The organism is Protofrankia sp. Cas8 (genome assembly GCF_963555845.1).
Lineage (GTDB): Bacteria > Actinomycetota > Actinomycetes > Frankiales > Frankiaceae > Protofrankia.
Genome location: NZ_CAUVXI010000075.1, coordinates 12,574 through 23,764, shown reverse-complemented (window position 1 = coordinate 23,764; position 11,191 = coordinate 12,574). Strand labels below are relative to the sequence as shown.

The 11,191-nt window shown below is 65.9% G+C and carries 10 protein-coding genes; 1 reads left to right on the top strand and 9 read right to left on the bottom strand.

Annotated elements, in window-relative coordinates; translation table 11 throughout:
• Nucleotides 1-425 (top strand): PIG-L deacetylase family protein (locus tag U9977_RS13065; protein ID WP_322749517.1); only part of this gene is annotated, 425 nt, incomplete at its 5' end.
• Between the two features lie 21 nt (nt 426-446).
• Here U9977_RS13065 and U9977_RS13060 read toward each other — a convergent pair.
• The 9 genes from U9977_RS13060 to U9977_RS13020 all read right to left on the bottom strand — a co-directional run bounded on the left by U9977_RS13060 (nt 447) and on the right by U9977_RS13020 (nt 10,769).
• Nucleotides 447-1,859, bottom strand: coding sequence for a hypothetical protein (locus U9977_RS13060; protein WP_322749516.1), 1,413 nt, complete (start codon nt 1,857-1,859; stop codon nt 447-449).
• Between the two features lie 31 nt (nt 1,860-1,890).
• Nucleotides 1,891-2,919, bottom strand: a complete 1,029-nt coding sequence (locus U9977_RS13055; protein ID WP_322749515.1) for an NAD(P)-dependent oxidoreductase — start codon at nt 2,917-2,919, stop codon at nt 1,891-1,893.
• A 5-nt stretch (nt 2,920-2,924) separates the two neighbouring features.
• The gene (locus U9977_RS13050; protein WP_322749514.1) at nt 2,925-3,806 is read right to left on the bottom strand and encodes a glycosyltransferase family 2 protein; all 882 of its coding nucleotides are present in this window, start codon (nt 3,804-3,806) and stop codon (nt 2,925-2,927) included.
• 37 nt (nt 3,807-3,843) lie between these two features.
• The gene (locus U9977_RS13045; RefSeq protein WP_416210591.1) at nt 3,844-5,010 is read right to left on the bottom strand and encodes a nucleotide sugar dehydrogenase; all 1,167 of its coding nucleotides are present in this window, start codon (nt 5,008-5,010) and stop codon (nt 3,844-3,846) included.
• A gap of 190 nt (nt 5,011-5,200) precedes the next feature.
• Complete coding sequence (locus U9977_RS13040; protein WP_322749512.1) at nt 5,201-6,226, bottom strand: glycosyltransferase family 2 protein; 1,026 nt, start codon at nt 6,224-6,226, stop codon at nt 5,201-5,203.
• Entirely contained in the window at nt 6,223-7,101 is an 879-nt protein-coding gene (locus tag U9977_RS13035) for a WecB/TagA/CpsF family glycosyltransferase (protein ID WP_322749511.1), read from the bottom strand. Before U9977_RS13035 ends, U9977_RS13040 begins: the two co-directional genes overlap by 4 nt.
• A gap of 427 nt (nt 7,102-7,528) precedes the next feature.
• Nucleotides 7,529-8,941: an O-antigen ligase family protein gene (locus U9977_RS13030; protein ID WP_322749510.1), complete on the bottom strand. Its 1,413-nt coding sequence runs from the start codon at nt 8,939-8,941 to the stop codon at nt 7,529-7,531.
• An 8-nt stretch (nt 8,942-8,949) separates the two neighbouring features.
• Nucleotides 8,950-9,849 carry a hypothetical protein gene (locus U9977_RS13025; protein ID WP_322749509.1) on the bottom strand — a complete coding sequence of 300 codons (900 nt, stop codon included), beginning with the start codon at nt 9,847-9,849 and terminating at the stop codon, nt 8,950-8,952.
• Between the two features lie 371 nt (nt 9,850-10,220).
• A complete protein-coding gene (locus U9977_RS13020) occupies nt 10,221-10,769 on the bottom strand; it encodes a DUF4082 domain-containing protein (protein WP_322749508.1) in 549 nt (182 codons plus the stop codon).
• Nucleotides 10,770-11,191 lie beyond the last annotated feature (422 nt).

Here is an 11,191-nt window from a genome sequence, read left to right as displayed (position 1 = left end):
TTCACCTGCACGAGGTCCGGGACGGCTTCCTTCCCCGGGAATGGGGAGGCGTCAAGGAGGTGCTCCTGGCGATCGCGCGGCAGGTCTGCCCGGATGTGGTGTTCGCTCCGTCGCTGGGCGACGCACATCAGGACCATCGCGCTCTCGGTGAACTTGCCTGGCAGGCGTTTCGCGGGGCGCTGATCCTCGGCTACGAGATCCCGAAGTGGGACGGCGACATAATGCGTCCAACGCTGTACGTACCGCTGTCAGAGGAAACCGTCACGGCAAAGCTTGCACACATCATCGAGCATTTTCCCAGTCAGAAGGAGAAACCCTGGTTTGACGAGGAGACCTTCCGGGCGGTGTTGCGGTTACGCGGAGTCGAGTGTGGCACACGTTACGCCGAGGGGTTCGACGCCCGGAAGGTCATCGTGCGGTGGTGAGCCCTGGTAGTGCCCCGGCGCTCAACGGTCGAGCACGGCCTGACAGGGCAGGTTCGCCGACCATCCCGACGGGCTGACCCGCACCGTGACCGCTGCGGAAGCGGGCAGGGCCGCGCAGCGCGCGCGGCCCGCGGCCAGCTCCTGACTGAACCGGGGGCCGTCACCGCGGGCGTTGTCCATCCAGAACCCCGTTGCCATCGCGAAGACCAGCAGAACCACGAAGGCATGCTGGCGGAATCCGGCCCGTCGCGGTTCGCCGACAGCCAGGTTGTCGCCATCGGTGACAGCCCGGTCCACGATGACAGCGGCCGCCGACAGCAGGATCAGCGCCGGTGCGAGTGCGTACCGCGGGGTTGCCGCGCCGGCGAGCAGCACCGGCCCGGTATAGAGCAGCACGCTCTGCCCAACCATGATCATAGCAAGCCAGGTGGATGGTGCCCGGCGACGCTTCCAGGCGAGGGCGGCGAACACGCCGAGCACCATGACCGCCAGGAGTATGAACAGCGCCGCCCGGGGCGACGTCACCGAACGACCCGGCAGCCTGTCCCCGAACAGCCCGCCGGCCACCACATTATGCGCGTAGTAAACCGGAATCTTCAGCGGGCTGAGCGCCAGCGGTTCGAACGCGCGGTCCGTGTTGCCGGTCACCCGCGGAATCATCTGCACGACAAATCCGGCCAGCAGCACGGCGCCCGGTGCCCACCCACGAGCCCCCCGCAACAGCAGTCCCCGCAGCAGGGCAACCGGAGCCAGCAGGATCATCGTCGGATCGGAAAGCACAGCGAGGGCCACCACCCCCGCGGCCAACGCGCTGGAGGCCCGCCCGCGCGGGTTCCACAGCAACGCCCACACGCTCGCCGCCATCAGCGGGAAGTGCAGGTTCGCGGCGACGTTGTTGAGGACCTCGCCCTGACCCACCGGAAGGACGACGAATGATGCGGCCAGTACCAGCCGCACCGGTCGGTGACGCAGGGTGGCACCGCTCGCGACATAGACAAAGACGGCGGTAGCCGCGAGGAGCAGGGCCGAAAGGACCGCGAAACCCGCTGCCGCATCCCGCAACGGCAACACAGCGGCGAGCGCCGCGATCGTCCTCGGCACGACGTGCAGATATCCGGCGTAGGTGGTGGTGAACGCGTCCAGTACCGACAAACGCACGGACTGTTCCAGGAAGATATGTCCGTCCTCGGCCCACATCGTGTCGAGTGCGCCGATCCCACCCTGGCGGGCGAGGGACACCAACGTACCGGCGACCAACGCCGCCAGGACGCCCACGACGTTGCCGGGGCGGGCCAATGGCCCGGAGTCCAGCGGAAACACTGACCGGAGGCGGTCCGACAGCTCAGTACGCGCGGCGAGCCCACGCGGACGCCGGTGCGTGACGCCGACCCGGCCGGCGGCGACAAGGGTCCCGCCAGACCTGCGTGATGCCATCCTTGACCTCCAGTCAGCTCCAGATCCCGCTCTAGATCCGGCCGTCCGTGACCGCCTGCTCGATCCACGGGATGACCTCGTCCAACATGGTCTCCAGCGGCGTGTCGGCGGTGAAACCCAGGACGCGCTGGGCCTTGTCCACGTTCGGCACCCGCTTGGCCACGTCGTACTGGAAGGGGTCGTCGCTGACGTAGCGGAACTCCTCGTCCTGACCCTTGATCTTCTTCCAGATCAGCTCGGCCAGCTCCAGGACAGTGGTCGACTCGGCGGTGGAGAGGTTGAAGTCCTCATTGAGAGCATCCGGATGCTCCATCGCCGTCACGATTCCCGCGGCCAGATCGCCGCCATAGGTGTAGTGCCGCACCTGGCTACCGTCACCAAGAATGTGCAACGGATCCTGGTCCTTGAATACTTTCTGAACCAGGTCGGGCACCACGTGGCTCATGGCCAGCTTGACGTTGCCCGACAGCACCTCGACCTCGCCGAGCGCCCGGCCCTCGCCGACACCGACGCAGTTGAAGGGCCGCGCGATCGTGTAGGGCAGCGCGTACTGGTCCCACGCAGCTCGGGCGAAGTACTCGACCGCGAGCTTCTGGAACCCGTAGGAGGAAAGGGGCGGCGCGACCTTGCGCTCGTCGCCTTCCACCGACGGCCAGCGGTCCGTCGACTCGAACACCATCGATGAGCTGAGGTACGTCACCTTGCGCAACCGTCCGCCGGCGCGGAAAACCCGGATAGCGGCATCACAGGACGAGGCGATGATGCGCTCGTTCGTGGCGAGCAGGTCATACGCGTACGTGTGGAAGTAGGAAATCCCACCGATCATGGCCGCACCGGCGATGAAATGGTCGCAGTCGGCGAGCAGCTCACTGAGCAGGTCGGTGTCCCGCGCATCGCCCTCGACAAACCGGTAGTTCGGATGCTCGTCGTAGCTGCGGGCGACCGGCCCGTACTTCGAGAGATTGTCCAGACCCACCACGTCGTAGCCACGACCCAGGAGATCCTGCACGACATAACCACCGATAAAACCGGCCGAGCCGGTCACCAGAACCGTTGCCATCTGTATCATTCCTCGATATCTCTCGGGGCCTCCGCCGACGCGGGAGAACCAGTTTTCGCGCTGTCTTCGGACGGAGTCTCACCCGCACCCTTGACCTTCGGGAGTCGCGGGCGGGGATAGTTTCCGTTTCGTGGGCCGGGTCCACCGGTTCCCGCGGTGTGCCGCAGGGCCTGCAGTTCGCCGACAGTCAACCTCCGACCGAAGGCGAAGCGGTACCACTGGAGGTACTCGGGCAACCAGCGGGCAAGATCAAAATTCGACTCGCCGAGTGCCCGGTCAAGCCATATTGTCGGAATTTCGGCAACGGGCAGGCCGAGACGGCGAGCCTTGGCGGTCAACTCAAGTCCGATCTCGAAACCGGACCGACTGTCAATTCCGACGTTACGGACGAAATCGGTTGAATACGCCTTGAAACTGTTCGTCGCGTCCCGGGTACCGATGCGGGTGAGTAGCGACAGGGACCGCCCGGCCGCGCGCGACAACACCCGTTTGAACATGGGGCCGCCCACCTGCTGACCGCCGGGCATGTAACGGGAGGCCGCGGCGACCACCACACCGCGGTCAACCAGCCGCGCCAGCTCGTCGATCTGGCGCGGATCGTCACTGCCATCCGCCATCGTCACCACGGTGACCGGCGCGACCGCGTGCTCTATGCCGAAGCGAATCGCGTTCGCCGGCCCTCGCCCGTAGGTGTTGCGAACCGGTCGCACCCGCGCGTCCTTCTCCGCGTAAACGACCAGACTCGGCACGGTCGAGTCACCCTCGAAGTCATAGATGACCATGATTTCGCACGGGAGACTCACCGATTCCAGCAGCCGGTCCAGCACCGGCACGATGGCGTCGCCCTCGTTGTAGACCGGCATCACCACCGACACCCGAGGTGTCATCGGACGTTCTCCGTACCACCCTCAGTGGAAAAACACGTCATACCCGCACGCCTTCGCCGAGAAGATTCCAGATGTCGACCACCGGCTTGTCCGTCTCCAACGTGGCGTAGTCCGGATGCGGTGCGGCCAGGACGAGGAGATCGGCCCGTTCGAGAACCGTGTCCAACGGCAGCAGACGAGCGTCGGTGGTGACATACGGATCGGTGCAGAGCGTGCCGGCCGCCGAGTAGTCAAGAATCCTGCGGAGCTTGTACGACAGGCTTGCCCGGGTGTCGTCACTACCACCCTTGAACGCCATCCCGAGTATGCCGACGACCATACCGGCGAGGTCGAAACGTTCCTTCAACCGAGAGACCAGGTAAAGCGGGAGGCCCTCGTTCACCAGCATCGCGGCATGACCGAGAGCGAACGTGTTGTTGGTTACGGCCGCCAGCTGCATCGTGTCCTTGAACAGACAGGGGCCGGCGGCGAGGCCTGCGCCGGGCAGGTCCGCCGCCCTTGGATAGTTGTGGGCGAGTGCCCCGCGGATGCGCTCGAAATCAAGATTAAGATCGTTCGCAATCATGTAGAACTGGTTGGCGGTCGCGAACTTGATGTATCGCCAGGTGTTGGTGAACAGCTTCGCGAGCTCCGCCTCCTCGGGCTGCAGGTCCACGATCTCGCTGGTGAGAACGGCGAAGAGCGCGGTCGCGCGCACCCTGGTGGCGTCCGTCCGGGCGGCGACGATCTGCGGGAGCTCGAACAGCTCGGTCATGGCCCGCCCTTCGGCGATCCGTTCCGGGCAGAAGGCGACCTGGACGTCGCGACCGATCTCCGAGATCAGTTTCTCCACCAGGGCGGTCACGCCCGGGTAGACGGTGCTGCGCAGAATCAGCAGCTGGCCGTCGACAAGATGATCCGAAAACGTGCGTATCGCCCTGGGTACCACCTGCGGGTCGGGGTTGAGATGCCCGTCCACGGGCGTACCGACCACGACCACCACGTGCTCCGCTTCGGAAATCACCGCCGGATCGGTCGTGGCACGTAGCTGACCCGCCGCCGTCATCTCGGCGAGCACCCCGGCGGCACCCGGCTCCCGGAAGGGCAGGCGACCCTCATTGACGATCCCTACCGCGGCCGCGTCGATGTCGTACAGGCGAACCCGCTGGCCGCGCGAGGCCAGCGCGATACCCAGTGGAAGCCCCACGTGGCCGCAGCCTCCCACGATGACGACATCTGTGGGAAACGGCCGTACCGCCGCCGGCTGCACGGTGTCGATGCCGATGCCGGTGCCGGCGGCGGTGTCCCGATTCTGTGTCACTATCTCCCCCAGGAACTTTTTGGAGCGTCGCAGAGTTGCAGCGGATCCCCAGCGCGGGCCTGCCAGGTCACGACTTCCCACGCCGTGGGCATGGTCATGGCCCGGCCGCCGGCGGACCACCCGAAATGCCCGGAGCCCCGATCAACGAGGCCACCGGCGGGAACCCGACCGCGGGATTGATGGACAGCAGCAGTTGCAATGCCTGTCTGTGTGTCGGCGACCGGCGAGCACGAAGACCTGCGTTGAGAATCAACGCCCAGCGCATCGCGCGCGCGGCGGCCACACCTCGGCGATGGCGCTGCAGTCGTACTCTGTTCATCTGGCCCAGAGCCCACAGCTGCGGCGAGAAGTGCTGATCACCACCCAGATGGACGGCGCCCGCCGGTGGTACGTAGCGCAGCAGGAAGCCGTGATCACGAGCGCGGAGGATGAAGTCGGTCTCCTCCGAGTACAGGAAGAACGACTCGTCCCAGGGGCCCACCGCGTCCAGGCACTCCCTGGAGATCAGCATAGCGGCGCCGGTTGCCCAGTCCGCGACCTGGGGCGAGGCGTACAGACGGTCGTCGGTGACGACCTCACCGAGCGTCGCCGTCCGCCCGGATCGCTCACCACCGAGCACCGCTTCGCCCAGCGCCCGAAGCACCGTGGGCTCACGGCGCAGCGAGTGGTGCAACCGACCTTGATCATCACGCAGTCTCGGGACGCAGATGCCGGTGTCGAAGGGCCGCAGGGCGTCCCACAGCGCCGTGACACTGCCCCGGTCGAGCTGCACGTCGGGATTGATCACCAAGGCCGCCCGCCGCGGCTGCACGGTGGCAAGGCCGGCGTTGACACCCGCCGCGTACCCGTTGTTCACGCCGGTCTCCACAACCAGCGCATCCGGGTTGGCCTTGCCGACCAGAACCGTCGTGTCATCGGTCGAGCCGTTGTCGACGACCACGACCTGCCACGACAGCCCGCCGCGAGCACCCGCCGCGAAGGCCCCGGGCAGCGCATCCAGACAGTCCACAATGACCTCGGCGCTGTTGAACGTGACGACGACCACCGTCACGTCCGGCTGCGTCCCGGCAAGCGATGCCGGCATCTCGACGGAGCCGGCTGGCTCACGGTCAGCGGTCACCGTGACGCCTCGGCCGGCGGGGTCAGCCCGCCGTGGGATGCCGGCTGACCCTGGCCGACGATCCATGACTCAGCCGGGACCGGGTACGCGCCGGCGAGGACGCGGCGCCGCAGCCGAAGCTGGGCCGGTGGCTGCCTGCTCACCAGCGTCCGCCAGATGAACAGTGGATTACCGACCAGGTAGCGGCGCCACATCCGGCGTGGCTCGACGCTGAGGCGCCACACCCATTCCAACCGGTTCTTGATCATCCAATCCGGGGCACGCGGCACCCGGCCGGCTGTGAAGTCGAGAAAGGCGCCCACCCCGACCCCGAGGCGCACGCCGGTGGCCTCCAGATAGCGGTCCAGCCAGAGTTCCTGCAGCGGGTTCCCGAGTGCGGTCACCAGCAGATCGGCCCGTGCTGCCCTGATCTCCTCGACAACCGAGTCCGGATCGTCCGCCCAGCCAAAGCCGTCCCGAACTCCGGCGATGCGTAGCCCCGGGATCCGTTCCCGCAGGACATCACCGGCCTGGCCGGCCACACCGGCACGACCGCCGAACAGGAAGACCCGATACCCCTGTTCAGCGGCGAGGGTGAGCAGCACCGGGGTGAAATCCGTACCGTTGAGGTTCGCGGCAAAGCGCAGCCCTCGCATCCTGGCTGCGACCGCGACACCGATACCGTCCGGCAGTACCAGGTGAGCCCGCTGCAGCGCAGCCCGGTAGGCGACGTCGGTGTAGGCGAGATTGAGCGAGTGCGCGTTGACATAGGCGACGAGCGCGGGTCGGGGATCCTCCATCGCTGCCCGGACGGCGTTGCGCGCGTCGGCGACCGTGAGACAGACCAGGGGGATGCCCTGTAGCTCGATTGAGGGGAAGGACGCGTTATCCTCCACCGCTCCACGCAGCATGCCCCGAACGAACCGGCTGCGGCTCGACGGCAACCCGCCTAACGATAACTCAGAATACCCGCCGGATTTCACCAACAGTTCACTCTCGCTACCCACGGTTATGCCAACGACAGCACAATCGTCGCGTGACTGGGCCCCCGTCATCCATCCCCCCCAGGTATGGCACACTCCCACCGGCCAAATCGAGCCTAGCAGATTCGACCAGGTACCCGTATCACCGGTCGCCGACCGCGACCGGCGCCACGGACAACCCTCGCCCGGTATCGGGGAACCGCTCGCCAGGCCGGGGGGAAGTCTTCTGGGAGCGCGGCCTGAAGGCAGGGCCGGCAAGCCTTCCATGAATACAGAAAAAAGCCTGGTGAGAGTAGCCGTCAAGCCATGCGAGGGATAATCACGCAACCTACAGTACTGATCAACGGGCCGCGCTACTCATCTGGTCGACCAAAGGCCGGGCGGTCGCAACCGAGACGAGGGACGCACGAGGCTCCGGGCGGCCCTGCTCATTCTGATCATGAGGTTGACCCGACAACCGCCACATCGCGCCGGCGAGACCGATCAACAGGAAGAGCAGCCCACCACACATCGGGAAGCTGAGTGCGTCAAAGGTCGCGAAGCTGACCATTGCCGCGGCAATGGCCGCCGCGATCGCCTGGGCAAGATCCTTACGAATGGGGTCGTCGTTACGACGGCGTGCACCGCGCGCGGTGAAGATTCCGATCAGGAAGGTCAACAGCAACAGCACCAGGCCGATCAGCCCGGCATCCACGATGGTCATCAGATACTGGTTGTCCAGGAACCGGTACATGCTCGGGATGAACGTACGAAAACCCCGCCCGAACAGCGGATGCAACGCAATGTACTTCGCGGCCGCCGCATAATCCTCGGTCCGGCCCTTGGTGCTCGGGTCGTTGCTGATGTTTGTGAACAGGCTCGTGATCGTACCGAGCAGTCCGGGAATCATCAGTCGCATGCCGACGAGAAACAGCGGCATCACCTTGAGCGTGGCCAGGCGCCGCCGGCGGTCCCAGCTCGGGATGATGAAAAGGGCAACCACCGCGATGGCGAGAATTGCCGATCGTGACACCGACATGGGCAGCGCGACACCGATGCTGCCCGCGGCGAGCCACCGCCGCATCTTCACCTTCCCCGGCGGTGCGGCAAACGCGCGGCTCAGTGCGAGAGGAAACAGCATCGCCAGTACCACACCGAACTCGATCGGATGGCTCGCGGTACCGGTGATCCGGCGGAATATCGACCGGGCGGAGATGAGATCGAGGGTCCCGTTGACCCGCAGACCCGGAACGTGGATGTAGCCGGCGATGTTGAGGCCGATCGAGAACTGCAGCATACCGAGGACCGCGAGGAAGACACCCATCCCGATGAGACGGCCGATCAGATCGTCCAACCGGCGCCACGACCGGATGCCGTCCGCGACTATCAGGGCCACACCGGCCCAGGTCGCCAACAGCAATAATCCACGGTCGGCGGCGCGGAGTTCCTCGGGGACGATATCCGGCCGCATCGCACCAGCCGCGTAACTTCCCAACACCATGGCGGACAGGAACACCATCGCAATACGGACCGGCTGTGGCCCCGATGCCACACCCCCGAAGGGCAGCATGACCGCGAGGATCCACCAGAACAGGCAGACCATTCCCAACAGATTGGCCGGCGTACCTGCGGCACCAAGAGGACCGAAGATCAACTGTGACGGAATACCGAGAAGGAGCACCACATAAAGCGACAACAAAGAGGTGACATCCACATATGGCAGATGAACACGGGGCGACATGCGCCGGGCGATACCGAAGGGCAGACCACGCATTGGCCGGCCTACTTGTCGGAACGGCGACGCAGGCCTACCAGAACCATCGTGGTCTCACGCGTGTCCCGTGGCTGCACCGGGCCCTGCTCCTCGTGGTCCCCCTCGTCATCCCAGTCCAGCTCCTCCAGATCCTCGGAACCAGGGTCGCCGCTGTCGTCTTCCTCCAGATCATCGACGCCGCGTCCCTTGGCGGACGTCCCGGACTTACGGGAACCGCCCCGCGACCGGGCTGCGCCCTTCGAACCCGCACCACCCCGCGAGCCGGTGGTGCGCCGGCCGCGGACCGCGGCGGCCAAGGCCGCACGCCGGCCGGTAAAGGCCCCCTCGGCGACAAAACACATCGTGACCGATAGAATGCCACCGAGCGCGACTACACCGAGTAGCGCCCGGGTCTGGCTCCCGTGGAGTTCATCGGGCGCGGTCGGGGAAATAAGCTGGCTGGCCCGGATCATCGCGCTCTTCGGGACGTTCTGCATGACCTGCAGCTTTTCAAGCTCGGTCCCGGCCACCTTCACCAGCACGGAGGCGGTGTTGGTCGCGGCGGCAGGTGAAGTGTCCGTGGCGGCAATCTCGAGAACCGGAGAACCGTCGGCCACCAGCGCGATGGTGTAGGGCGAGGTGGCGTGTGCGGCCTTGAGCTCCTGCCGAACGCCTTCGGTCGCCATGATCCGAGTAAGAACGTCCGCGGTGTTACCCAGCGGAATGGACAGATACGGGTTTCGGCTCCCCGCCGTGCTGGTGGTACCGGAGTCCGACGTCGGCGGAAGTACCACCACCGCCGCATGGGCTTCGAATGTCGGGCCGATGGTGGCGTGCACGCCCACCCCGGCCAGGCCAGTCAGAATGATCCCGATGATCAGGATATACCAGCGACGGACAAGAACCCCGATGAAATCCGAAAAGTACACTCGTGCCCTCGCCCCCCAGCGCGGGTCAGCATTGCGCCGACACCGGATCAAGTCCAAGATACACGGCCGACATCAGAGCGAGAAGGGCACTGGAGCTTTTCGTGTCGATGCACGACAAGCGACAACAACCCAACACGATACCAAGCCGCACCCCTCGCCGCCACTATTTGAGCTCAGGAAGATGAACGCCCTGTGATGAGAGCGGACCGCACCGCCGGCCCGCCCAGGCGGGCCGGCGGGCAGTGAGCAGGCGGGCAGTGAGCGGCGCGCCGGTGCCCGTCGACCCGGATTGCCGCCGTACATCCAACCGATCATCCTAATGATCAATGCACGCTCGACGGCAACGAGAACCATCCGTTGATAACCATGCGTTATGAGACCGGGGTCACAGGAGCAGCCGCGGGCTCACCTGAGGACTGCGACGCCGGTCGGAACAGGACATCGGTCCAGTAGTTGGAGTCGCGGTAGGTCGTCTCAGGAAAGCCGCCGCCGTAGTGGTACACCCCGCTGGTCGCCCCGGCGACGCGCAACGGCCCGCTGACCGGCACGACCTGATCGAAGAACTCGGGGGTCGCCGAGTAATGGCCCGTCGGCGCGAAATACGAGGCCGTGTACGTGGTGGCCACCTGTACCGACACGGGCCTGGCCAACATCACCACCTGCCAGCCGGTGTTGCTTTCGCCGGTGGCGGTGGCGGTCGCCAGTCGCTCACCGGCACCTGACCACAGACTGACCGTATGGTCGCCGATATTGTCGGGACCCTTGTAGAACCGTATTCCAAGGATCTCGCCCGGGATGTCGACACGGAACCGGAGCCCGACCTCGACCGCGGCGGGGTCCGGATCAGCCTCGGGCACGGGCTTCGCGTCGTTGTCCCAAAGGGAGATCAGTTGCGACTGCGCCCGTGGGGTCGGGCTCACCGAAGGCCTCGGCCTGTCCCCGACGGAACCGGCGCAGCCAGCGGCCGCGAGCCCCACCGCGCCCAGGAGCAGGACCGCTACGACCCGAGGCGAATACCGGTGGTACCCACCGCCGCCGCGTGCCCCAGGAACCCGGACCGTGCCCGTCGCGGAAATGCCTTGATCGAACGCGTGTCGGCCCCTTGGCCACCACGCCCGACCGGACCCGTGCGCGGATCGACCGGCAACCCCGAGCGAAGGACGAATGGAGGTCGTCATATAGACATATCCTTTGGTCGGGACACCGATTCCAATGATCGCCTGCTGGCGACGCGACCGATGCGAAATGAACACGCTGCATATACCCGGAAGCAGTACCGTCGCCGACGGTGATGCATCCATCGCCTCACGCGATTCACTCCGGGAGTGCGCACTGCACAGCC

Bases quoted from the DNA above. Each gene is read 5' to 3' on its own strand.
- U9977_RS13055 (WP_322749515.1), bottom strand. From the start codon at position 2,919: ATGGCAACGGTTCTGGTGACCGGCTCGGCCGGTTTTATCGGTGGTTAT.
- U9977_RS13050 (WP_322749514.1), bottom strand. From the start codon at position 3,806: ATGACACCTCGGGTGTCGGTGGTGATGCCGGTCTACAACGAGGGCGAC.
- U9977_RS13060 (WP_322749516.1), bottom strand. From the start codon at position 1,859: ATGGCATCACGCAGGTCTGGCGGGACCCTTGTCGCCGCCGGCCGGGTC.
- U9977_RS13030 (WP_322749510.1), bottom strand. From the start codon at position 8,941: ATGCGTGGTCTGCCCTTCGGTATCGCCCGGCGCATGTCGCCCCGTGTT.